Genomic DNA, 21,144 nt, shown 5'->3' on the forward strand with positions numbered 1-21,144 from the left:
ACAGCCTGCTCATGGCTGGGCACCTTCAAATGAAGTCGTCGTGAGAACATTGGTCAGCGGATAGAGTCGTTAGGCTAAGCGTCGCAAATAGAAGAACCGTCACATGAAAGGTCGTCACAAGAAGGGGTGATGCAGGAAATGAACGAGCAGGCCGAACACCGACTGCCGCTGGCCGATGAGCCTTTGCCGCTGCTGTGCATTGCGGCCTGGAGCGGCACGGGCAAGACGACCTTGCTGGAGGCGCTGCTGCCAAGGCTTGCGGCGCGAGGCATTCGCGCGGCGGTCATCAAGCATGCCCATCACCAGTTCGATATCGATAAACCGGGCAAGGATAGTCATCGCCTACGCGAGGCCGGCGCAGCACCGATGCTGATTGCTTCCCGCTCCCGCACCGCGCTGATGCTCAATACGCCGGGGCAGGATGAGCCCGACCTGGCGGCGCTGATTGAGCAAGTCCGGCCGCTGGCCCCGGACCTGGTGCTGATCGAAGGCTTCAAGGCCTGGCCGCTGCCCAAGCTGGAACTCCATCGCCCGTCGCTTGGCAAGCCGCTGCTTGCCGTCGAGGACCCCTGGGTGAGGGCGGTGGCCAGCAGTACGCCGTTGAGCCTGCCGCCAGGCGTGGAATCGCTGTCCATGGATGACCTGGAGGCGCTGACCGACTGGGTGGCGGCCTGGCCCGGTCGCTGGCCCGAGCAGCGCGGCATGCCGGCGCGCCAACTGAGCGCCTCTCAGGAGGCGTCCACATGAGCCTGTCCTGTTTTGATCTTGGCGAACGCATGCTGTCGGTGGAGGAAGCCCTGGAGGCGATTCTCGGCTTCTCGGTTGGCTCCTCGCCGGCGCAGGAGACCTTGCCCCTGGCATCACTGCTGGGTCGCGTGCTGAGTGAGGACGTGACCTCGCCGATCAACGTGCCTCAGAACACCAATGCGGCGATGGACGGCATTGCCGTGGCATGGCCAGCGGGCCAACAGGAGCCGGCGCTTCCCGAGGCCTGGACGCTAGTCGGAGAGTCACTGGCCGGCCACGGCTATCGCAACGCCGTGCCCGAGCACGCCGCCGTGAGCATCACCACCGGTGCGCCGATGCCGCCGGGCACCGATACGGTGATCATGAGCGAGCAGCTTGAGGGGGCTCCGCCCGAGGCCGGTCGCGAGCGAGTGGTAGTGACGCGGCCCGAGACGGTCAAGACTGGCCAGCATGTGCGTCAGGCCGGCGAAGACGTGCCGCGTGGGGCGATAGCCCTGAGCGCCGGCACTCGGCTTGCTGCCGAGCATCTTGGGTTGTTGGCTTCGCTGGGTATCGATCGCGCATCGGTGTCGCGGCAACTGAAGGTGGCGATCTTCTCGACCGGCGACGAGGTCACGGCGCCCGGCGAGCCGCTGCCTGCAGATGGCATCTTCGATGCCAACCGCTTCTCGCTTCATGGCTTGCTTAGCGCCCTCGGCGTCGAGGTCATCGACCTTGGCATCCTCGCCGATTCGGCGCAGGGGATGGTCAAGGCGCTCGAAGAAGCGGCCGCAGTGGCCGACATGGTGATGACCAGCGGTGGCGTGTCGGTCGGTCAGGCGGACTGGATCAAGCCGGCGCTTGCCGAAACCGGCGAGCTGGGTTTCTGGCGTATCGCCATGCGACCGGGTCGGCCCTTGGCCTTCGGTCGGCTGGGCGCCGAGCGGGTGCCTTTCTTCGGTTTGCCGGGCAACCCGGTGGCGGTGATGGTGACCTTTCTGCAGTTCGTCCAGCCGTTGGTCAGACACCTGCAGGGCGAGCATGCCTGGCAGCCGCTACGGCTGACGGCCCGCGCCGAGGAATCGCTCAAAAGTCGCAGCGGACGCGTGGACTTCCTGCGTGGTGTCTATCACGCTGATGAGAGCGGACAGCTTTGGGTGCGCAGCACCGGTCGCCAGGGGTCCGGCATCCTGTCGTCGATGGTGGCCGCCAACTGCCTGATCGAGATCGCGGCGCCCTGCGCTGGCATCGACGCCGGCGAGACGGTGACGCTTCAGCCGTTTATGCATCGCGGCTAAGGGTGCGATACTGTGTTGTGTCCGATTCATTTTACCAGCGGGTGATCCTGTATGAGCCTGACCCACCTTAATGCCCGCGGCGAAGCCCACATGGTCGACGTGGCCGACAAGGCCGAGAGCCGGCGAGAGGCCGTTGCCAGTGGTCGCATTCGCATGCATCCTGAGACGCTCGCGCTCTTGGCCGACGGCGAATTGCCCAAGGGCGATGTACTGGCCACGGCGCGCATCGCCGGCATTCAGGCGGCCAAGCGTACCCCCGATCTGATTCCGCTCTGCCATGCGCTGCCGCTGTCCAAGGTGGCGATCGAGTTCCGTCTCGATGAGCCCACGTCAAGCGTCGAGGTCAGTGCCACCTGTCGGCTCAATGGCCGCACCGGCGTCGAAATGGAAGCGCTGACGGCCGTCTCGGTGGCCTGTTTGACGCTCTACGACATGTGCAAGGCCGTCGATAAGGACATGGAAATCGGCGAGATTCGCCTGGAAAGCAAGACTGGGGGCAAGTCAGGCGACTATCGCCGCCAAGGCATGTCATCGCCCATCGTCACCGGTGCCTCGCGCCGTGCCGATCCAGGGCTGGCATTGGACACCGCCGCCCCCTGCATTCACATCAAGTGCCTGGCTGAGCTGCGCGAACGTCTGGGGGTCAGCGATCTCGACCTTCCCTTCGAGGCCTTGGAACGTGCCGATATCGCCGGATTAAAGGCGGCGCTCACGGCCAAGGACCCGCGCTTCGCCGGGCTCAATGAAGGCCGCGTTCTCTGTGCGGTCAACCAGGTGATGGGCGGGGATCAGACCCCGCTGACCGATGGCGATGAGGTCGCCTTTTTCCCACCGGTAACGGGAGGTTGACGATGATCCGGGTGCAGCAGGAGGCCTTCGATGCAGGCGTCGAGCAGCAGGCACTGTTGCAGGGGCGCAGCGACATCGGCGCCGTGGTCAGCTTCACCGGCTTGGTGCGCGACTTCAACGAACGCCCCGAAGTGACGGCGCTGACGCTCGAACATTATGCCGGCATGACCGAAAAAGCCCTGGAAGCCATTGTGGAAGACGCCTGTGGTCGCTGGCCCCTGCAAGGGGTGCGCCTTATTCACCGGGTGGGATGCCTGACACCTGGCGATCCCATCGTGCTGGTGGTGGTCGCCAGTGCGCATCGTCGGGCGGCCTTCGAAGCCTGCGACTTCATCATGGATTATCTCAAAACGCGCGCTCCCTTCTGGAAGAAGGAGCACACTGCGAGCGGTAACTATTGGGTCGCAGAACGCTCGAGCGATCATCAAGATGCCGCGCGTTGGGAGGAAGCATGCAACAATTGATCGATGACTTCGGTCGCCGCGTCAGCTACGTGCGGATTTCCGTCACCGACCGCTGTGATTTTCGCTGTGTCTACTGTATGAGCGAAGAAATGACCTTCCTGCCGCGTGCCCAGGTACTGACTCTGGAAGAGCTGGAAATGGTCGCGCGCGCTTTCGTCGAGCTAGGCGTCGAGAAGATCCGGTTGACCGGTGGCGAGCCTCTGGTGAGGCGCGGTATTGGCCAGTTAGTGGGTGATATCGGCGCGCTGCCCGGGCTCAAGGATTTCGCCATGACCACCAATGGCGCCAGCCTCGACAAGCACGCCCGGGTGCTGCGCGAAGGCGGGCTCGAGCGGCTCAATATCAGCCTCGACTCTCTCGACCCGCAGCGCTTTCGTCAGCTCACCAGAACCGGCGAGCTGGAAAAAGTGATAGCCGGCATTCGTGCCGCCAAGGCCGCCGGTTTCAAGCGTATCAAGCTCAACGCCGTCATCCTCAAGGGGCGCAACGATGATGAGGTGCTGGATCTCGTCGAGTTTGCCCGCGAAGAGGGGCTCGATATCAGCTTCATCGAAGAGATGCCGCTGGGCGATGTTTCCGATCATTCCCGGGCCGAGACGTTCTGTTCGAGCGATGAAGTGCAGGCGCTCATCGAGACACGCTATCCGCTGATGGCGTCGGCTGAATCGACCGCAGGCCCTTCGCGTTATTTCCGCATGGCCGACAGCGAGACGCGCATCGGCTTTATCTCGCCGCACAGCCATAATTTCTGCTCCTCCTGCAATCGCGTCAGGGTCACGGTGGAAGGGCGGTTGTTGCTGTGTCTGGGGAACGAACATTCCGTCGATCTTCGCGAAGTGCTGCGCCGATATCCCGGGGATATGGAGGCGCTCAAGGCCCGGATCATCGAGGCAATGCCGCTCAAGCCAGAGCGCCATTATTTCACCACCGATGGTGACGTTCAGGTGGTTCGCTTCATGAACATGACCGGGGGCTGAACTCTTTTTAGCGGCATACCCAGAACGTTATTAATTAAAACCGGCCCACTGGGCCGGTTTTTTTATGAATAAAGAGGCGGCAATTTCTTGCCAAGTAACGGCTTGTGCATATACTTTTCTTTTCAGTAGTTAAAGGTTCTTTAGCACCCGACACGTGGAGAAGCCAATGTCATCGGAAACCCTTGAGCGTATTGCCCGCAACAAGAATGTCGCGCGCGCAGCCGCACGGCAGTTGAGCATGGAACAGCTTCACAAACTGGCTGAAGTCATTGGCGAAGTCATCGAACACAAGCAGGAAGAAGAGCGCGAGCGTCAGCAGGAAGAGCGAATGAAGGAGCAAAAGCTCGCGGAAATTCGCGAAGCCATTAATGACGCCGGGCTTTCCGTGGATGACCTGGTGCCAGAGCAGCCCAAGCGTCGTCGTGGCCGTCCGCCCAAGGATGCCAAATAGTCCTGATCATCGGCTGTCGCGTGATGGTTCACGGCCAGGGCTGATGCAAGGGCCGACGTGAGGCACACATCACGTCAGAACGTGTTGGCGGGCGCCTCTTCGGTGGGAGGTTCTGCGGCCATCAGTTGCAGATGTACCGCCGGAAGGTGGCGCAGGCGTTCGCCCAGATAGTGCATCAGGCTGGGCTGTAGCTGGCGCCGAAGTTCGGCGAGGTTATCGGCCGATAATTCGCCGAGTCGATCATCCAGCCAGTCGGCGAAGGCGTCCTCGTCGAGCGGCGTCGATGTGGAAACGTCGAGCAACAGGCGACCGATCCGCGTCCAGCCGTCATCCACCGGCGTGACCGGCAGGGCCAGGAAGAGGCTGCCGTGACGCTCGCGACGACCCGTCTTGGGATCATCGAGATCCGGTACCGGCGTCACCGCTTCTTGACTGATGATGCAAGGCGGCTGGGGGTGGCGCGATTCCCGAGTCAGGCCGTCACCGTCCAGGCGGATCAGGTCGCCGTTGACCGGCACCAGTGGCGCCACGATACCCCGGGCTTCGGCCAGTTCGCGGTGCGCCTGCTGATGGCGATGCTCGCCGTGCACGGGCAGCAGGTGGCGGGGCTTCACCCATTCGTAGAGCGTGTTTAGTTCGTCTTGAGCCGGGTGCCCTGAGGCATGCAGCTCAGGATGTTCGCGTTCCTCGAAGAGCGTGACGCCGAGCTGACGCAGGCCGTGCTGCAAGCGCTCGATCAGTCGCTCGTTACCCGGAATCGCCTTGGCGGAAAAGATCACGCTATCGCCTGGCGTTAGCTCGAAATCCCCGTGGCGGCCGCGTGCAAGACGCGAGAGTGCCGCCCGCGGCTCCCCCTGGCTGCCGGTGGCGATCACCAGGACTTCCTCGGGAGGCAGGTAGCCAAGGTCTCGCACCGGCACCAGGGGTGGAAGTTCGTCGAGATAGCCAAGCCCGCGAGCGACCCCCACCATGCGCTCCATGGAGCGACCCATCAGGCTGACACGACGCCCACAGCGCTGGGCGGCCAGGCCGATGGCTAGTACCCGGTCCAGGTTGCTGGCGAAACAGGACACGATCACGCGACCGCTGCAGTCAGCGATGGTGCGCTCTAATGCTTCGGCGACGTCGCGCTCGCTGCGGGAGTGGCCGGGCAGGGGCGCATTGGTGGAGTCGCCGACCACTAGGTCGACCGGCGCCAAGGCCCGGTAAAGGCCCTCATCGACCGGCTTGCCGATCATCGGTGCCGGGTCTAACTTCCAGTCACCGGTATGCAAGACGCGCTGTTGGGGCGTGGTGATCAGCAGCGAGCAGCTCTCGGGGATCGAGTGCGTCAGCGGCAGGAAACGCAGGCCGAAGGGGCCGGTCTCCATGGCCTCGCCCGGATCGATGACATGGATGGCATCGGTGGCAAGGCCCCGCTCGGCGAACTTGGCGCGCAGCAGGCCGGCCGCCAGCGGGGTGGCATGAATCGGGCAGCCCCACTGGGGCCACAGCCAGGCGGCGGCGCCGATATGATCCTCGTGACCATGGGTGATGATCAGCGCCTTGGGCGCAATATCGAGGGTGCCAAGCGTTGTCAGGTTGGGCACCTGCAAGGGGCTATCGGGCAGGTCCTGGCGAATCATCATGCCGCAGTCCACGGCAATCCAGTGTCCGTCATAGCCGTAGAGGTTGAGGTTCATGCCGATCTCGCCGCACCCGCCTAAGGGCAGGAAGTGCAGCGGTGGACGGCGGCGAGGACGAATTTGGACACGAGGTCGGGACATGACGGACACGATGTAGCAATGAGTCGCCTCATCATACGCATCTGGCAAGGCTGGCGACAACGCGAGGCGCAGCGGACACAGTGTTTCGCGGCGGGTGAATTCGATACACTGGCGAGCCTGGCGCCTTGCCAGCGGTCATCTTTGTGTTTTTCTCTTCTGGTTATTAACTAACGGTCAACCCATGTCTCATTACTATCGCCTGGTGGTCTCTTGCCCTGATCGTGTCGGAATCGTGGCGCGTGTTTCCAACTTCATCGCCGGCCAGGGCGGTTCGATCACCGAAGCCAACCAGCACTCCGACCTGACCAGCGGCCGCTTCTTCATGCGCTATGAAGTGGTGGCGGAATCGCTGCCGTTGGACGCAGAAGGCTTTCGCGAGGCTTTTGCACCGATCGCCGACGAATTCGAGATGCAGTGGAAGCTGACCGACACCCGCCGCCCCCAGCGGGTTGCCATGATGGTGTCCAAGGAATCCCATTGCCTGGTTGATCTGCTGTATCGCTTTACCGCAGGCGAGCTGGACTGCGAGATTCCCTGCGTGATTTCCAACCACGACGACTTACGCTCGCTGGTCGAATGGCATGGCATTCCTTTCCATCACGTGCCCGTCGATCCCAGCGACAAGGCCGCGGCCTTCGCCGAGGTGGAACGTCTGGTCGAAGAGGCCCAGGCGGATACCGTGGTGCTGGCGCGCTACATGCAGATCCTGCCGCCGGCGCTGTGCGAGCGCTATGCCGGACGGGTGATCAACATCCATCACAGCTTCCTGCCTTCCTTCGCCGGCGCACGGCCCTATCACCAGGCCTATGAGCGCGGGGTCAAGCTGATCGGCGCGACCTGCCACTACGTGACCGAGGAGCTGGACGCCGGCCCGATCATCGAGCAGGACATCCAGCGCGTCAGCCACTGCCATACCGCCAATGATCTGGTGCGCTTCGGCCGTGACGTCGAGAAGGGCGTGCTGGCCCGCGGCCTGCGCTGGCACTTGCAGGACCGCGTGCTGATTCACGGCAACAAGACCGTCGTCTTCGCCTGATCGCCGCCCGCGAGAACTTGGCAAGTCTCTTATAAGTCGCTATCATCGCCAGCGTTTTGGGGGAGTAGTTACTTTCCAACCGCCTTCCTTCGGCGTGTCCGGCGGCTCTGCTTAAAAAGCCGCAAGCTGCCTGCGACACGCGTTAGAAGCGACCGAGAATGGTCGATGTCAACAAATTTGGTCGCCACGACCATGGCATCGACGACCCGGGCCCCGGTACTGGATACCGGCTAGCCCAGAGGTCAAACGAGACTCAGAACATGGTGTGCTTCCGGGGCCGGCGGCACATCGTGTTCTGTATCGTCTTTTTGGCCGGCCCGGGGGAATCATTCATTGGACGCACTCATCACTTCCGGCCTGGCTATCGGCCTTGCTGAAATCGGCGACAAGACCCAGCTGCTCACCTTGTTACTGGTGGCGCGCTTCGCTCGCCCCTGGCCGATCTTCTGGGCCATTGTGGCCGCTACCCTGATCAATCACGGCGTGTCTGCCTGGTTTGGCGCCACATTGGTCGACCTGATCGACCCGCGCTTGATGACGGCCCTGGTAGGCCTGGCCTTTATCGGCATGGGACTGTGGTTGCTCAAGCCTGACGATGACGACGACCTTGGGGTCGGTGCGCCTGGCCATGGCGTGTTCCTCACCAGCTTCGTGCTGTTCTTTCTCGCCGAGATCGGCGACAAGACCCAGATTGCCACCGTGCTGCTGGCGGCCCGCTTCGAAGACGTGTTGCTGGTAACGCTGGGCACCACTCTCGGCATGCTCGCCGCCAATGCGCCGGTACTGTGGCTGGGGGCGCGGTTCTGCGAACGCCTGCCGATGCGCGCCATTCACGTGCTGGCCTGCTCGGTGTTCATCCTGCTCGGGCTATGGGTGGTACTGGTCGAGGCCAAGGCCTGGCAGTGGCTGCTGGGCTAGGCGTCGGACTCGAACAGCGATAGCTGGCGGCGGGCATCGGCGGATACCAGGCGCACCCCCACGCCCAGCAGGCGCACCGGCTGGGCCGCTCGTGACCAGGCCTGTTCGAGCAGGCGCTGGAAAAGCGCCGGGCTAGGGGTGGCGCTTGGGCATTCGAGGCTCGTTAGGGTGAAGTCGCTGAAGCGCACCTTGATGAACAGCTTGTCCAGCGGTGGTTGGCCGTGGCGTTCGATCCGGCCGGCGAGGCGCTCGATCAGCGGCAGCAGGGCGTCTTGGCAGGCCGCTAGATCAGGGAGGTCGTGGTGAAAGGTCGTCTCGACGCTGATCGACTTGCGCTCGCGGTGGGTGCGTACCTCGCGTTCGTCGATGCCGCGGGCGAGCTCGAAGAGCCGTTTGCCGAACTTGCCGAAGCGTTCGAGCAGTGTCTCGATGGGCCAGGTGCGCAGATCCTCGCAGGTGGCGATACCCATCGCCTCCAGCTTGGCGGCGGTGGCTGGGCCGACCCCGTGGAGGCAATTCACCGGCAGGGCGGTGATGAAGGCATCGACCTCATCCGGGGTGATGACGGTCAGGCCGTCGGGCTTTTCCCAGTCGCTGGCGATCTTGGCCAGAAACTTCGAAGGCGCCACGCCCACCGAGATTGTAATGCCGGTGCGCTTCAAGGCCTCGGCCTTCAGCCAGTGCGCCATCCAGGTGGCGCTGCCTTGGAAATGCTCGACGTCGCTGACATCCAGGAAGGCTTCATCGAGGGAGAGCGGTTCTACCAGCGGGGTCAGCTCGTGGAAGATCGCCTGGATCTGGCGTGAGACCTCCCGGTAGCGCTCGAAGTCTCCGCGCACCAGAACAAGATCCGGACACAGACGCAGGGCACGAGCGGTGGGCATGGCCGAGCGAACACCAAAGGCGCGCGCGGGATAATTGCAGGTGGCAATGACCCCGCGCTGGTCGACCCCACCCCCGACGGCAATCGGTACGTCTCGCAGGGCAGGGTTGTCGCGCATCTCGACCGCGGCATAGAAACAGTCGCAGTCGGCATGCAGGATCTTTCTTGGCGTGCCGGCCATGTCTGTCGTTCCGTCAGTGGCGTGGAAGCGGGCGTATCAGTGCAGGGCCTGACCGTTGCCGCCCCGAATCACGCCGACACCGACCCCTTCGATTTCCAGCGCCTGATGACGCAGGTCGATCTCGATGGGCGCGAATTCCTCGTTCTCGGCCATCAGCCAGACGGTATGGCCCTGGCGTTTGAAACGCTTCACCGTGACCTCGTCTTCGATGCGTGCCACCACGATCTGACCGTCGCGGATGCGCTCGGTGCGGTGCACGGCCAGCAGGTCGCCCTCGAGAATGCCGATATCCTTCATCGACAGCCCGCGCACCCGCAGCAGGTAGTCGGCACGCGGCGTGAAGTAATCGGCCGGCAGCGGGCAATAGCGGTCGATATGCGCGGTGGCGAGGATCGGACTGCCCGCGGCCACTTCACCGATGATCGGCAGCCCCTGAGCGCTTGTCTCCGGTGCATTGGCCGCCTTGGGCTCGCTTTCCGCTGCCTCGGCTTCCATCGCCGGCAGGCGAATGCCCCGGGAGGTGCCGGGCACCATGCGAATGGCGCCTTTCTTGTCCAGGGCGCGCAGGTGTTCTTCGGCGGCATTGGGGGAGCGGAAGCCCAGGGCGCGGGCAATTTCGGCGCGGGTCGGAGGGTAGCCCAACTCGCTCATGGTCTTGACGATAAAGTCATAGACGTTCTGCTGGCGCGGTGTCAGGGGGCGTGTCATACGGCCTCCGCCGGTGGTCACTGAGAATGTTTGGTCAAGTATACAGTATGTGATTGCATCCAGTAATACGGCAAGCCTCTTTCGCCAGTTCTCCCTCGGCCTTGCTCTTCAGCTTTTCTCTGGGGTCGTATTCAACGGGCTTATTCAACGGTATTTCTCGGCTACCTTTCTTCTGCAGCGCTCTATTTGCCAGGACTGGCCGCGCCAACAGGGTGCACCTCGAGGGCCAAGATGGATTTTCGGCGTCGTTGTGACATTCTGATTCACGACATAGAATCAGGCACTGTTTTAAACATTCGTTTATTGGTGACAGGTGACGAGGCATGAGCATGGCCCAGACCGATACTGTGACGCGGATTCTCGATACCGCAGAGGTGCTGTTCGCCGAGCGAGGCTTTGCCGAGACCTCCCTGCGGACCATTACCAGCAAGGCCAAGGTCAATCTGGCGGCGGTGAACTACCATTTCGGTTCCAAGAAGTCGCTGATCCAGGCCGTCTTCGCCCGCTACCTGGACCCCTTCACCGAGCGCTTTCACGCCGCGCTGGATGCGCTGGAGCAGGATTACCAGGGGCAAACCATTCCCCTCGAGGTGCTGCTCGAGACCATGGCGCGTTCGGTGCTGGAAGTACCTGCCGAACGTAACAGCTTGAAGGTGTTCATGAAGTTGCTGGGCCTTGCCTACAGCCAGGCTCAGGGCCACCTGCGTCGCTATATTCAGGAGCACTACGGCAGCGTCTTCACTCGCTTCACCGATCTGGTGCGTCAGGCAACGCCCGAGCTGCCGGACGCCGAGCGTTTCTGGCGCCTGCACTTCGTGCTCGGCACGGTGATCTTCACGCTTTCCGGCCTCGATGCGCTGCGCGATATCGCCGAGAAGGATTTCGACGAGCATGTCAGCGTGCGCGATCTGGTGCGCCGCCTGCGCCCGGTGGTCGTGGCTGCGCTACAGGCGCCGTTGCCCGAGGGCGCCCCCGAATCCATCAAGGCTGCGGGGTAGGGCATGCAGACGCCACGACTCGAGGCCCTGCCGCCGGCGGAGGGTATCTGGCTCGACATCGATGTCACGACGCAGCGTCTGGTAGTCTGGCAGGGGGCTGCCCGTCGCGCCGAGTATGCAATCTCAAGCGGTCTGGCCGGTCACGGCCAGCACGAAGGCAGCGGGCAGACGCCGCTTGGCTGGCACTATGTCCGCGCCGCCATCGGTGAGGGCCAGCCGCTCGGCTGCGTTTTCCGGGGCCGCCGGCCCACCGGCGAAGTCTATTCGCCGGAGCTTGCTGCCGCGCATCCCACCCGCGATTGGATACTCACCCGCATCCTCTGGCTATGCGGCCTGGAGCCTGGCCACAACCGCGGTGGTGACTTGGACTCCCAGCGTCGCTACATTTATCTGCATGGCACGCCGCCCATTGAGCCCATGGGGGTGGCCGCTTCCCATGGCTGCATCCGAATGCGCGATGAGGCCTTGCTCGAGGTCTTCGCCATGGCCATTCCCGGAACGCCGGTGTGGCTGCATGACTGAGCGGTGCCTGTTGTCCGGCAAGACATTGCTCTAGAATCCCCCTCCTTCATTGCCAAGGAAGACCAAGATGACGCAACCGCTGGGTTCAGTGATGTTGGATCTCGAGGGTCCCCAGCTGACGCCGGAAGAAGCCGATCTGCTTTTGCGCCCCGAAGTGGGCGGAGTGATTCTGTTCGGCCGCAACGTCGAAGATGCCACTCAGGTTCAGACCCTGTGCAGCGCCATCCGCGCGGTACGACCGGACGTGTTGCTGGCCATCGATCAGGAAGGTGGGCGCGTGCAGCGGCTACGCCGCGGCGTCACCCGGCTGCCGGCCATGTCGCGCCTGGCCGAGGGCTTCGAGACCAACTCACAGGCAGCATTGCAGCATTGTCAGGATGCCGGCTGGCTGCTGGGCATGGAGATGGCCGCCTGCGGGCTGGACGTCACCTTTGCCCCGGTGCTCGACGTCGACGGTGGCGAGTCCACCGTGATCGGCGATCGCAGCTTCTCGAACGACCCTGAGGTGGTCAGCCGCCTGGGCGGCGCCTTCATCGCTGGGCTCAACGAGGCCGGTATGGCCGCCGTGGGCAAGCATTTCCCCGGGCACGGCGGCGTCGCCGCTGACTCGCACCTCGAACTGCCCGTCGACCCGCGCCCGCTCAAGGAGCTGCGTGAGCATGACCTGGTGCCCTTTGCCGACCAGGCCACGCGACTCGGCGGCGTAATGCCCGCGCACGTGGTCTATTCCGCTTTCGACGCCCGCCCGGCCTGTTTCTCGCCCAGTTGGCTGGGTTTCCTGCGTGAGGAGATCGGCTTCAAGGGGGCGATCTTCTCCGACGACCTATCGATGGCCGGTGCCCACGTCGCCGGAGGCCCTGGCGAGCGCGCTGTGGCAGCGCTGGATGCCGGCTGTGACATGGTGCTGATGTGCAACGACCGCGCCGCCGCGCTGGAAGCGCTAGACGCCTGTGCGGGTCGTGGCAGCAAGCGTCAGGCCAAGCTTCGCTATGGGCGTGCCCGGCCAAGCCTCGAGAACCTGCCGGCGCTGTCGCGCTGGCGCCGCATCCATGCCCGGCTGGAAGCCCTGGCCAATGGCGAACCTTCTTCTTCACTCCCAACCGACTCGTGACCTCATGACTCAACAAGCTTCTTCCGCCGACGCGTCCCTGGCCGCCATGCGCGACATCATGGACAACGCCGACTGCCTGATCTCCCAGGAGGCGGTCGAGCGGGCGCTGGACCAGATGGCCGAAAGGATCACTGCCGATCTCGGTGACAAGCTGCCGGTGTTCTACTGCGTGATGAACGGAGGCCTGATCACCACCGGCCACCTGCTGACCCGGCTCGGCTTCCCGCTGGAGGTCGATTACCTGCACGCCACTCGCTATCGCGGCGGCACCCGCGGCGGCGAGCTGTTCTGGCGCGTCTCGCCCGAGGTGCCGATGGCGGGTCGCCATGTGGTGATCGTTGATGACATCCTCGACGAGGGCTCTACGCTGGCGGCTATCCTGGCCTACTGCCGGGAAGCGGGTGCGGCCAGCATCTCTACCGCCGTGCTGGTCGACAAACATCACGACCGCAAGGCCGTGCCGGGCCTCAAGGCCGACTACTGCAGCCTGGATGTCGAGGACCGCTACGTGTTCGGCTTCGGCATGGACTACAAGGGCTACTGGCGCAACGCGCCGGGGATCTTCGCGCCCCAGGGGATGTAAGCTCGGCGCGGCGGTGACAGAGGCGGGATAGACAAGGAGGAGGGGCAGCATGCTCGCGATCATCGGAGGCACCGGCCTCACTCAGATGCAGGGACTGGAAGTGACCAAGCGCCACAGCGCCGAGACGCCGCTGGGGTCGGCTTCCGGTAGCGTGCTGCAGGGCCAGCTTGGCGAGCACGAAGTGCTGTTCCTGGCCCGTCATGGTCACCCGCACAAGCTGCCGCCGCACCGGGTCAACTATCGTGCCAATCTATGGGCGCTGAAACAGGCCGGCGCTAGCCGCATCGTCGGCGTGAATGCTGTGGGCGGTATCGACCCCGTCCATGCCCCCGAGGCCCTGGTGGTGCCCGATCAGTTGATCGATTACACCAGCGGGCGCGAATCGACCTACTTCGATGGCCGCTTCAAGAGCCTGAAGCACATCGACTTCTCCTGGCCCTACGACCAGGCCCTGCGCCAAGCCGTGTTGGAAGCGGGCAGGGCGGCCGGCGAGGCCCTGCACGATGGCGGCACCTATGGCTGCACCCAAGGGCCGCGGCTCGAGACTGCCGCCGAGATTGCCCGCATGGCGCGAGACGGCTGCAGCCTGGTCGGGATGACCGGCATGCCCGAAGCCACCCTGGCGCGTGAGCTGGAAATTCCCTATGCCTGTTTGGCGCTGGTGGTGAATCCCGCCCCCGGTGTAGTCGAGCGCGAGATCACCATGGCCGAGATCGAGGCCGCGCTGGTCGGCGGCATCGAGCGGGTCAAGCGAGTGTTGCGGACCTTGCTCGAGGCCGGGTAAGCATCAACTGTCCGCCCAATAATAGGGCGTCCATTCTTTTTGGAGACTGGCTCAAGGTGGCGGCCTCAAGGGCTCGGGGTCAGGAAAGATACTCGACAGGCTCCTGAAGCGACACCGCCGTACCTGACACCACAATCCCTCCCAAGGCCGGTATGGTGACCTCGAGTCGACTCGGCCGACCCATTCCTTCGCCCTGAAGCAGCGTCAACTCTGCGGGTGCCTCTATCAATCCCGCATCGCGCAAATAGCCCCCCAATGCCGCCGCCGCGGCTCCGGTAGCCGGATCTTCTACCACGCCACCGACCGGAAACGGATCGCGCACATGAAAGCGTGTCGACGACTCCTGCCACACCAACTGAAGCGTGGTGAGATTCTCTTCTAGCATCAGAGCCTTGAGTGACGCGAAGTCATAGGACAGGGCATCGAGTCGCGCCTTGGAGGCAGTCGCCAGCACCAGATGCCAGGCGCCGGCATAGGCCACTGCCGGCGGCAGGGTCGGGTCCAGCTCATCCGCCTGCCAGCCAAGGCTCGCCAGTGCCGCCTCGACCAGGGTGGGGGCGGCAGTCCGGTGCTCTGGCACCACCGAGACCAGCGAGGCGCGCCAGTCGCTGTCGATCTGCTCCACGGCAACCGGCACCTCGCCGACTGCCGTGGAGAGCCGATAGGTGCCTGCGCCATCGAGCTGACCCAGCACCACACCGGCGGCGATGGTGGCATGGCCACAGAAGCTGACCTCGGCCTCGGGGCTGTAGTAGCGCACCGTGCGCACGCCGTTATGCACGGGGCCGAGGAAGGCCGTTTCGGAATAGCCCACCTCGGCGGCAATACTGCGCATGGTTTCCGCATCGGGCAGGGCGTCGCCGACCCAGACGCCGGCCGGGTTGCCGCCCTTGGGGTTATGGGTGAAAGCAGATAAACGGTAGAGCGTGCCAGTCATGTCAGTGCTCCTGATCGAGGGGTGATGACCGGTATTATTGACCTAAGATGAATAACAACAACGTATCGTTCCTAATCCATAGGCTTAACTGGGGTAAGTCATGTCGTCTTCCTCTCGGTTACCCTTGCCCACCCTTCACGCCTTCGAAGCGGCGGCGCGTCATGGCAGCTTCAGTGCGGCCGCCGGTGAGCTGCATGTGACCGCCGCCGCCGTCAGCCATCGCATCAAGGCGTTGGAGGATAGCCTGGGCCTGCGGCTTTTCGAGCGAAAGGCGCGTGGGGTGGTGCTCACCGAGGCTGGCGTGCGCTATCAGGAACGCATCGCCGAAGCCTTCACCCTCATCGATCGCGCTACTCGCGAGCTGAGTCAGCCGAGTGTCGACGGCCCGCTTCGGGTGTCTTCGCCCCAGGCTTTCCTGCAACATGCCCTGATGCTGCGGGTAAGCGAACTGCTGCGCCGCCACCCGGGGCTGAATCTCACGTTGATTGGCGACAACCGGATGGCCAATCTCCGCGCTGGCAAGGTCGATGTCGCGATTCGGTTTGGCACTGGAGACTATCCTGGCCTGAGTGTCGTGCCCCTGCTTGACGAAGCCATTACGGTACTGGCTCCCGCTCATGGTGATGGGGAGTACGAAGACTGGCGACACGCCTGCTTCATTGAGGACGATAGCGCCTTGCCCACGGAACCCTGGAGCCACTGGCATCCATGGTGGCGCGAGGCGGGGCTGCATGCGCCGCAGCAGTTGCGACGACTCAAGGTCTCGGACAGCGGATTGGCGCTCGCCGCCTGCTGTAATGGGCTGGGGTTGTGTCTGTCACGCCTTTCGGTGGCCCAAGAGGCGATCGATCATGGTGAGGTCATTGCCTTGCGCCCCTGGCGGCGCACGGAGTTCAGCTACTATCTGGTCAGCCTGCCCGGGGCGGCGGATGCCCCTCGAGTCGTCGCCTTTCGTGACTGGTTAGAAGAGGCACTGCGCGACCTGCGTCAGGCGATGAAGGCGGCGATTCGTCAGCCAGAAGCCTAGTGAGCCAAGCTTGTGCTGAGGGCGTTGCCTGAGGCGGGGAATGGCGCACTCAAAATGTTTCCACTAATGGGACGGGCCGTTCAACTTTGCCTTGCAGCGATCAAGCTAACCGCAGAATTCTCTCTGCCAAGGCCGCAAGCGCCTCGTCATCTTCCCGCTTATAGTCGTGAGACGAAATATAGCCCTCATAGCGGTCAAAGTACTTGTCTACGCGAGAAGCTATCGGCTGGAATTCTGCTGTCTTTCCGGTGCCATGCATAGGGAATAGCTTCGCATGTAAATGGTCGACTCCATAGCCTTCGAACATCATTCCTGTCCGTGCGACACCATCCAAGGCTTCGTCTAGCAATAAAGCCACTTTTTTAGAAGCCAATACCAAAGAGGCCACGATGTCATCATCTTGAGCGAACAAGTAGCTAGAGGCATGACGTTTCGGGATGACGACCGAGAACCCCGGCGTATTGGGGAAGATGGAAAGAAAGGCCAAGTGCTCTTCATCTTCCCATATCTTATGGCTTGGAGCCTTGCCGCTTACGATATCGCAAAAAATGCAACTCATGATTGCTTCCATTTTAAAACGGTTGCGCTTATTTGGTGATGTTTAGGTCAGGCAGGCATCGAAGGCTGATTGCGCATGAATTACCGTGCTGTTGAGGAACGAAATTCCACTCTGTTTAAACATCGGGTTATCCGCCTGAGCACCAAACGCCATAGGTAACTCAGTGCAACCGAGGCAAACTGCAACATTAGCTAGGTTTTCAGCAGGGATGCACTCCTGAACAATATCGACTATAGCTGCAGATGCACCTTGGGTCTGATTGAGGTACAGGCTTTCTATCACGCTACCAACCCGATCCCGAAGCGCTTGGGGTTCGGGATAAGAAGCTTTTATCCCATAACGCGAGACGCCGTCGACAAACGATGAGGTGGACATCGTTGGCAAGGTGCCTAATATGAGGAGTTCATTGAAACCGTTATCCAAACAGTACGTCCCTATTGCATGGTAGGCGCTCAGGACAGGCACGCTCACAGTTTTAGAAATTTCTGAAATACGAGCGTGAGGTGTAATGCTTGATACGATCAATAGCTCTGCACCAGCAGATTCAAGCGATTCCATGGCGTTTTGATAATAATGGTCCCATGAATCCCAGGACCCCGGTTGCTCGTTACCTCGGTTGTTAACTGCAAAGCTCATGTTCAAGGATTCAATCGCTATCTCGGGAGTAGGCAAGGGCCTGGCGTGCCCTTGTGAATCCCAGTACGATTGACTAATCCTGCAAATGGTTCTGTAGTATTCAGCTGTTGAAGGCCAGCCAACGCCACCTAGCATTCCAATCTTCTTCATATGCCCCACTGCACTTTCGAGGATAAAGTTTTGTTTGGTGAATTACGTGCTTACAACGGTAGTGCTACGCAGTTTAGCGAGTAGGAAAAATATATTTTTTTAAAATGATCACACCTTGACGGAGTATTTCAGGTCTCGCGCCTCATCGCCTGTCATACCCCGGAAGCCCCAGCAGTGACCCGGCTGCTCCTTTATCGTGATCTCAATGTCCACGGGCGAAATGCCCACCTTGGACTCTATCTCGCTGAATAGCGCCTTGATCAGCGCCTTCTGCGTCTCAGGATGACGCCCCTGCATCATGTTGATTTCAATCGCCGTGTAAGCAGGCGTTCTACCACCCGGATAGTAGAAATCCTCTGCATCCATCGGGATGAAACGATGAGCCCGCTTGTCTTCGGGCATGCCGAGAACTGACTGCATGCAGCCATGAATGACCTCAGAAAGCTGGGCCTTAACCGGGTTTAGGTGCTCTTTGATTCCATAGATGACGATCACGATGTCTCCTGCAGTGTGTAATGCATTAAACGATGGCGTAGTGTTGCCAAGACCATGAATACTGGCGAGTTAGGTGTTTTTTCTCGGAAGGTGTAGCCAGTTGAAAGACTTTCTGAGGAAGTCTTCGGCATTTTCTTCAATGATTAACCCGTGGGCTAAGATGATTTTTTCGGGCTTCCAGCTAAGGATCGTTTCAATGTGGCGTCGTATTTCACTCTTGTTAAGATAGAAGCTGTAACGCCAATCAATAGGTGTTTTTCCATTGGGGCTAATATGCCGGAGAATCAAGCTACTTGTCTTTTGAAGAAGGGGAAGGCATTGGTGGAGAAGTTTTCTATGAGGTCCGTTACTATCAGAACACTTGACGGTTTATGAAAGAAAACGCACTCCTGCATAGCCCGAGAGCCGGTGACTAGAAATTGATCTATTTCCTTCTCCCAAGGTAAGGCCATTGCATTATCGAGAGTGCCGTCGAAAGATAGGTCATTTCGTTTATTGATCACTTCTTCAGTGCCATACGCTAAGGCTTCTGGATAAGCTTGCTGCCATTCTTCAATAAACAGGTGATGGAGGCGGTTTGGGGCAATGATGTACTTCACCCGCCCAAGTGCTTCGACCTTGGCTTGTAAAGCAGGCTCTAGTTTGATGGGGCTATGTACCCATAGGTCGCCGTTGGAGAGTGCAATAACCGTCATCCGAGTCGTGTATGGCAACGAATAGAACTTGACTGCCTCACCATCAAATATCCAGATGTTCTCGGCAATTTTCTTCATTCTTCCTTCTCCGGCCCACATGGTCCTGACAATATTCACGGCTTTTTAAATTAAAGCGAGAAGTGGTAGGAAAGGTGTCGCCGTTCCTTCGGGTGGCTAGCTTTTTTATGCGGGGCGCTCTGCATACTGAGGTAGGTCATCATTGATATCATCCCATACGGCTTTACTCGACACAAAAATATGGCTTGCCTTTTCTATCGCGGTGTCATCGTCCAAGCTTCCTACTCGAAGCCTTATAATTTCTGGCATTGATATACGCTGACTGTATATTGGCGAACCGCAGCTCTCACAGAAAAAGCGCTTGGCATCCTCTGATGAAGTATAACTTCGTAGAAGATGATCTCCAGTCAACAAGTTGAAGTCGGAAGATTTAACTGGTGCATTTAATGCAAAGGCGGAGCCATTAGACTTCCGACATTTGCTGCAGTGGCAGAACATGGCAGGGCTAAGCTCGCCATCGATCTCATAGCGGATACCACCGCACAGACAACTTCCTTTTAAACTCATGAAAACTTCTCTTCTTGATAGCTAGCGCTGGCGTACCGGGCCAGTTTTTGGAGAGGCAGCGGAAAAAATCGGTCCCATCGACGCACTGGTTATACAATCAGAATGGGATTTCATCGCATTCCGCGTCGATCGAAAGGTCGTAGTCAAAGTTCCCATCTTGGGTGACCAACCTCAAAACGGACCGTCCCGCTACACGATAACTATCCTTTAACTCCTCACCCTCACGCGAAAATGCCAGATATTTCGTCGCGGAGAATTTGAGTTGTGCCCAAGAATTTTTGTGAAGCTTTCTTATTGGGCAGGAAATAAAATGTCTTTTTGAAAAATCTGGCACATCAGAATTGGTGCTAGGACATTCCTTCCCGTCTTGCTTTAGCTCCCATCCATCTGACGAATAGAAATATACAGCCTCAATTTCAGAGGAAGTTACCCCAGACTCATTGTGCAAATCTATCTTGAAATCAATTATTCCCTTCGCCGAATATTTTGTCTTTTCAAGGTTGCCAAAGGCACTGCTCAAGCTTACCTTTACACGACTGTTCCTTGCAGCCTCGATCTGTGATTTTGCCCATGCAAGCTCATCAGTTAGCGCTTCTCTCAATTTAGAGATAGAATCTTCATACACAACGTGCCTGTAGTGCTTTAGATCGAAAGGAATGTCCTTCGCATCTTTTGTCAGCAAGATGCAAAGCTTTTCTCTTCCGTGTGCATAGCCTACTTCATAAAAAACATTGGCATTTTGCTCCGACATATCAGCTATCACGATGTCTGAGACTTCGATTTGTCGATAGATCCTATCAAGCATGCCCTCTGTAAATATCTGCTCGTCAACTCGTTCAGCTTTTATGCCAAGGGCACTAGCAGTTTCCTTAATCCCAAGACGATAAATATCATCAAATTCGCCATGAAAGGGCATAAGAACGAAAGCAAAAATATCGTCTTCTTTCATGGTTTCTCCTTATTGTATAACGCCTGCCGTCACCGGTGCTGAAACCGAACCGAAGCGCAGGTTTTGGCATCCGGTGCACGGCTTGGTTATATACCTGTTAGTCTCCACCGGACTCTGTCTCATCAATTTTTCGAATCAAGTTCTGCAGCTCTTTGGCAACGTCACCACCGCCTCTCACCGTTACCCGATGCCCTTTGTAGTCTATCGTGACCTCTTTCTGGGGGCGTGTTTTCAGGTACTCGATGATTAATGGTGCAAGGTGCTTTAAGACATATCCAGCAGAGCTAATTAGTGCTGGAATAGATAGGCCAGAGACCAAATCGTTCGCGATTTGTGCAGTCGAGCTATTAGTACGAAACCCAAAAGTCATGATGCTGGGCTTTGACTCGCCCAACATTTCGCATTCATCCATTAGCCGTTTCACGACTTCTTCTTGACGCTCCTCATCTGTTGGCCTCCAAGGGTCAACATCATGCAGCGAGACCGCGAACCTATTATTCATGGCTGGCTCTTCCTCCCATGAAGTGTATGTTCACAAATAATCTTGAATAGAAGGCATATCTGGTTCCTCAGACGCAACTAACTCAGCGTACTTTCTTGTTAGAGCTTGATCGCCTTTTTCTTTGGCAGCTCGAAAAGCTTCAAGCCAAGCGATAACTTTAGTATCGGGATCAATATTATGGATGCTGCGCTCGATCAGCTCGATTGCGTCGTCAAATTTACCTTTTCCCCGCAGTGCGGCACTTTTTTGGATTACATTTTCAGTTGGCACTTAACATTCTCCATTTTCACCGAGGTTGTCCATATAACGCCTTGCTCACCGGTAAATTAGTAGCGCAGCTAGTAATTTATTGGA

Annotated in this window: 26 protein-coding genes; 14 read left to right on the top strand and 12 right to left on the bottom strand. The window is 59.8% G+C overall.

Annotated elements, in window-relative coordinates; all coding sequences use genetic code 11:
• Positions 1-129 precede the first annotated feature (129 nt).
• The 6 genes from mobB (at position 130) to BLR71_RS13635 (ending at position 4,765) form a co-directional block, all read left to right on the top strand.
• Complete coding sequence (gene mobB / locus BLR71_RS13610; RefSeq protein ID WP_245696467.1) at positions 130-747, top strand: molybdopterin-guanine dinucleotide biosynthesis protein B; 618 nt, start codon at positions 130-132, stop codon at positions 745-747.
• Complete coding sequence (gene moeA, locus BLR71_RS13615) at positions 744-2,024, top strand: molybdopterin molybdotransferase MoeA (RefSeq protein ID WP_092527460.1); 1,281 nt, start codon at positions 744-746, stop codon at positions 2,022-2,024. Before mobB ends, moeA begins: the two co-directional genes overlap by 4 nt.
• 51 nt (positions 2,025-2,075) lie before the next feature.
• Positions 2,076-2,873 (top strand): cyclic pyranopterin monophosphate synthase MoaC, encoded by a 798-nt coding sequence (gene moaC, locus BLR71_RS13620; protein ID WP_092527462.1) that lies wholly within the window; start codon positions 2,076-2,078, stop codon positions 2,871-2,873.
• A 2-nt stretch (positions 2,874-2,875) separates the two neighbouring features.
• Entirely contained in the window at positions 2,876-3,337 is a 462-nt protein-coding gene (gene moaE / locus BLR71_RS13625) for a molybdopterin synthase catalytic subunit MoaE (RefSeq protein WP_092527464.1), read from the top strand.
• Positions 3,325-4,314, top strand: a complete 990-nt coding sequence (gene moaA / locus BLR71_RS13630; protein ID WP_092527466.1) for a GTP 3',8-cyclase MoaA — start codon at positions 3,325-3,327, stop codon at positions 4,312-4,314. Before moaE ends, moaA begins: the two co-directional genes overlap by 13 nt.
• 166 nt (positions 4,315-4,480) lie before the next feature.
• A complete protein-coding gene (locus tag BLR71_RS13635) occupies positions 4,481-4,765 on the top strand; it encodes an H-NS family histone-like protein (RefSeq protein WP_092527468.1) in 285 nt (94 codons plus the stop codon).
• A 74-nt stretch (positions 4,766-4,839) separates the two neighbouring features.
• Here the strand turns inward: BLR71_RS13635 and BLR71_RS13640 are convergent, their stop codons facing one another.
• On the bottom strand, positions 4,840-6,447 hold the full coding sequence (locus tag BLR71_RS13640; protein ID WP_092527470.1) for a ribonuclease J: 1,608 nt from the start codon (positions 6,445-6,447) through the stop codon (positions 4,840-4,842).
• 265 nt (positions 6,448-6,712) lie between these two features.
• On the opposite strand from BLR71_RS13640, the gene purU reads away from it, so the two are divergent.
• On the top strand, positions 6,713-7,567 hold the full coding sequence (gene purU / locus BLR71_RS13645) for a formyltetrahydrofolate deformylase (RefSeq protein WP_092527472.1): 855 nt from the start codon (positions 6,713-6,715) through the stop codon (positions 7,565-7,567).
• Between the two features lie 333 nt (positions 7,568-7,900).
• A complete protein-coding gene (locus tag BLR71_RS13650; RefSeq protein WP_092527474.1) occupies positions 7,901-8,485 on the top strand; it encodes a TMEM165/GDT1 family protein in 585 nt (194 codons plus the stop codon).
• Here BLR71_RS13650 and dinB read toward each other — a convergent pair.
• On the bottom strand, positions 8,482-9,549 hold the full coding sequence (gene dinB / locus BLR71_RS13655; protein WP_092527476.1) for a DNA polymerase IV: 1,068 nt from the start codon (positions 9,547-9,549) through the stop codon (positions 8,482-8,484). The two genes, BLR71_RS13650 and dinB, sit on opposite strands and share 4 nt — an antisense overlap.
• Before the next feature lie 36 nt (positions 9,550-9,585).
• A complete protein-coding gene (gene lexA / locus BLR71_RS13660; protein ID WP_092527478.1) occupies positions 9,586-10,257 on the bottom strand; it encodes a transcriptional repressor LexA in 672 nt (223 codons plus the stop codon).
• Positions 10,258-10,586: 329 nt separating this feature from the next.
• Between lexA and BLR71_RS13665 the strand changes: the two genes are divergently transcribed.
• The 5 genes from BLR71_RS13665 to BLR71_RS13685 all read left to right on the top strand — a co-directional run bounded on the left by BLR71_RS13665 (position 10,587) and on the right by BLR71_RS13685 (position 14,255).
• Entirely contained in the window at positions 10,587-11,255 is a 669-nt protein-coding gene (locus tag BLR71_RS13665) for a TetR/AcrR family transcriptional regulator (protein ID WP_092527577.1), read from the top strand.
• Positions 11,256-11,258: 3 nt separating this feature from the next.
• Positions 11,259-11,777 (top strand): L,D-transpeptidase, encoded by a 519-nt coding sequence (locus tag BLR71_RS13670; protein WP_092527480.1) that lies wholly within the window; start codon positions 11,259-11,261, stop codon positions 11,775-11,777.
• Positions 11,778-11,844: 67 nt separating this feature from the next.
• Complete coding sequence (gene nagZ / locus BLR71_RS13675; RefSeq protein WP_092527482.1) at positions 11,845-12,888, top strand: beta-N-acetylhexosaminidase; 1,044 nt, start codon at positions 11,845-11,847, stop codon at positions 12,886-12,888.
• 4 nt (positions 12,889-12,892) lie between these two features.
• Positions 12,893-13,471: a hypoxanthine-guanine phosphoribosyltransferase gene (locus BLR71_RS13680; protein WP_092527484.1), complete on the top strand. Its 579-nt coding sequence runs from the start codon at positions 12,893-12,895 to the stop codon at positions 13,469-13,471.
• 49 nt (positions 13,472-13,520) lie between these two features.
• Positions 13,521-14,255, top strand: a complete 735-nt coding sequence (locus tag BLR71_RS13685; protein WP_092527486.1) for an S-methyl-5'-thioinosine phosphorylase — start codon at positions 13,521-13,523, stop codon at positions 14,253-14,255.
• A 79-nt stretch (positions 14,256-14,334) separates the two neighbouring features.
• Here the strand turns inward: BLR71_RS13685 and BLR71_RS13690 are convergent, their stop codons facing one another.
• Positions 14,335-15,192, bottom strand: a complete 858-nt coding sequence (locus BLR71_RS13690) for a PhzF family phenazine biosynthesis protein (protein WP_092527489.1) — start codon at positions 15,190-15,192, stop codon at positions 14,335-14,337.
• A 100-nt stretch (positions 15,193-15,292) separates the two neighbouring features.
• On the opposite strand from BLR71_RS13690, the gene BLR71_RS13695 reads away from it, so the two are divergent.
• Positions 15,293-16,219: a LysR substrate-binding domain-containing protein gene (locus tag BLR71_RS13695; protein WP_092527493.1), complete on the top strand. Its 927-nt coding sequence runs from the start codon at positions 15,293-15,295 to the stop codon at positions 16,217-16,219.
• A 100-nt stretch (positions 16,220-16,319) separates the two neighbouring features.
• On the opposite strand, the gene BLR71_RS13700 is transcribed toward BLR71_RS13695, so the two are convergent.
• The 8 genes from BLR71_RS13700 to BLR71_RS17500 all read right to left on the bottom strand — a co-directional run bounded on the left by BLR71_RS13700 (position 16,320) and on the right by BLR71_RS17500 (position 21,060).
• On the bottom strand, positions 16,320-16,778 hold the full coding sequence (locus tag BLR71_RS13700) for an HIT family protein (protein ID WP_092527496.1): 459 nt from the start codon (positions 16,776-16,778) through the stop codon (positions 16,320-16,322).
• A gap of 42 nt (positions 16,779-16,820) precedes the next feature.
• Complete coding sequence (locus BLR71_RS13705; RefSeq protein WP_092527499.1) at positions 16,821-17,564, bottom strand: aspartate/glutamate racemase family protein; 744 nt, start codon at positions 17,562-17,564, stop codon at positions 16,821-16,823.
• Positions 17,565-17,672: 108 nt separating this feature from the next.
• Entirely contained in the window at positions 17,673-18,059 is a 387-nt protein-coding gene (locus BLR71_RS13710) for a tautomerase family protein (RefSeq protein WP_092527502.1), read from the bottom strand.
• 284 nt (positions 18,060-18,343) lie between these two features.
• A complete protein-coding gene (locus BLR71_RS13715) occupies positions 18,344-18,832 on the bottom strand; it encodes a DUF4336 domain-containing protein (RefSeq protein WP_245696468.1) in 489 nt (162 codons plus the stop codon).
• A 105-nt stretch (positions 18,833-18,937) separates the two neighbouring features.
• On the bottom strand, positions 18,938-19,339 hold the full coding sequence (locus BLR71_RS13720) for a GFA family protein (RefSeq protein ID WP_092527505.1): 402 nt from the start codon (positions 19,337-19,339) through the stop codon (positions 18,938-18,940).
• A gap of 97 nt (positions 19,340-19,436) precedes the next feature.
• Complete coding sequence (locus BLR71_RS17760) at positions 19,437-20,288, bottom strand: nucleoside 2-deoxyribosyltransferase (RefSeq protein WP_217629332.1); 852 nt, start codon at positions 20,286-20,288, stop codon at positions 19,437-19,439.
• A 97-nt stretch (positions 20,289-20,385) separates the two neighbouring features.
• Positions 20,386-20,790 carry a hypothetical protein gene (locus BLR71_RS13730; protein ID WP_092527508.1) on the bottom strand — a complete coding sequence of 135 codons (405 nt, stop codon included), beginning with the start codon at positions 20,788-20,790 and terminating at the stop codon, positions 20,386-20,388.
• A gap of 30 nt (positions 20,791-20,820) precedes the next feature.
• Complete coding sequence (locus BLR71_RS17500) at positions 20,821-21,060, bottom strand: hypothetical protein (protein ID WP_139172638.1); 240 nt, start codon at positions 21,058-21,060, stop codon at positions 20,821-20,823.
• Positions 21,061-21,144: the final 84 nt, after the last annotated feature.

It is taken from the genome of Onishia taeanensis (genome assembly GCF_900100755.1).
In the GTDB taxonomy this organism is placed as follows: Bacteria; Pseudomonadota; Gammaproteobacteria; order Pseudomonadales; family Halomonadaceae; genus Onishia; species Onishia taeanensis.

What these genes read in the sequence shown, in the direction of transcription:
- mobB (WP_245696467.1), top strand. Translation starts at nt 130, where the DNA reads ATGCAGGAAATGAACGAGCAGGCCGAACACCGACTGCCGCTGGCCGAT.
- moeA (WP_092527460.1), top strand. Translation starts at nt 744, where the DNA reads ATGAGCCTGTCCTGTTTTGATCTTGGCGAACGCATGCTGTCGGTGGAG.
- moaC (WP_092527462.1), top strand. Translation starts at nt 2,076, where the DNA reads ATGAGCCTGACCCACCTTAATGCCCGCGGCGAAGCCCACATGGTCGAC.
- moaE (WP_092527464.1), top strand. Translation starts at nt 2,876, where the DNA reads ATGATCCGGGTGCAGCAGGAGGCCTTCGATGCAGGCGTCGAGCAGCAG.
- moaA (WP_092527466.1), top strand. Translation starts at nt 3,325, where the DNA reads ATGCAACAATTGATCGATGACTTCGGTCGCCGCGTCAGCTACGTGCGG.
- BLR71_RS13635 (WP_092527468.1), top strand. Translation starts at nt 4,481, where the DNA reads ATGTCATCGGAAACCCTTGAGCGTATTGCCCGCAACAAGAATGTCGCG.
- BLR71_RS13640 (WP_092527470.1), bottom strand. Translation starts at nt 6,447, where the DNA reads ATGAACCTCAACCTCTACGGCTATGACGGACACTGGATTGCCGTGGAC.
- purU (WP_092527472.1), top strand. Translation starts at nt 6,713, where the DNA reads ATGTCTCATTACTATCGCCTGGTGGTCTCTTGCCCTGATCGTGTCGGA.
- dinB (WP_092527476.1), bottom strand. Translation starts at nt 9,549, where the DNA reads ATGGCCGGCACGCCAAGAAAGATCCTGCATGCCGACTGCGACTGTTTC.
- lexA (WP_092527478.1), bottom strand. Translation starts at nt 10,257, where the DNA reads ATGACACGCCCCCTGACACCGCGCCAGCAGAACGTCTATGACTTTATC.
- BLR71_RS13665 (WP_092527577.1), top strand. Translation starts at nt 10,587, where the DNA reads ATGGCCCAGACCGATACTGTGACGCGGATTCTCGATACCGCAGAGGTG.
- BLR71_RS13670 (WP_092527480.1), top strand. Translation starts at nt 11,259, where the DNA reads ATGCAGACGCCACGACTCGAGGCCCTGCCGCCGGCGGAGGGTATCTGG.
- nagZ (WP_092527482.1), top strand. Translation starts at nt 11,845, where the DNA reads ATGACGCAACCGCTGGGTTCAGTGATGTTGGATCTCGAGGGTCCCCAG.
- BLR71_RS13680 (WP_092527484.1), top strand. Translation starts at nt 12,893, where the DNA reads ATGACTCAACAAGCTTCTTCCGCCGACGCGTCCCTGGCCGCCATGCGC.
- BLR71_RS13685 (WP_092527486.1), top strand. Translation starts at nt 13,521, where the DNA reads ATGCTCGCGATCATCGGAGGCACCGGCCTCACTCAGATGCAGGGACTG.
- BLR71_RS13690 (WP_092527489.1), bottom strand. Translation starts at nt 15,192, where the DNA reads ATGACTGGCACGCTCTACCGTTTATCTGCTTTCACCCATAACCCCAAG.
- BLR71_RS13695 (WP_092527493.1), top strand. Translation starts at nt 15,293, where the DNA reads ATGTCGTCTTCCTCTCGGTTACCCTTGCCCACCCTTCACGCCTTCGAA.
- BLR71_RS13700 (WP_092527496.1), bottom strand. Translation starts at nt 16,778, where the DNA reads ATGAGTTGCATTTTTTGCGATATCGTAAGCGGCAAGGCTCCAAGCCAT.
- BLR71_RS13705 (WP_092527499.1), bottom strand. Translation starts at nt 17,564, where the DNA reads ATGAAGAAGATTGGAATGCTAGGTGGCGTTGGCTGGCCTTCAACAGCT.
- BLR71_RS13715 (WP_245696468.1), bottom strand. Translation starts at nt 18,832, where the DNA reads ATGAAGAAAATTGCCGAGAACATCTGGATATTTGATGGTGAGGCAGTC.
- BLR71_RS13720 (WP_092527505.1), bottom strand. Translation starts at nt 19,339, where the DNA reads ATGAGTTTAAAAGGAAGTTGTCTGTGCGGTGGTATCCGCTATGAGATC.
- BLR71_RS17760 (WP_217629332.1), bottom strand. Translation starts at nt 20,288, where the DNA reads ATGAAAGAAGACGATATTTTTGCTTTCGTTCTTATGCCCTTTCATGGC.
- BLR71_RS13730 (WP_092527508.1), bottom strand. Translation starts at nt 20,790, where the DNA reads ATGAATAATAGGTTCGCGGTCTCGCTGCATGATGTTGACCCTTGGAGG.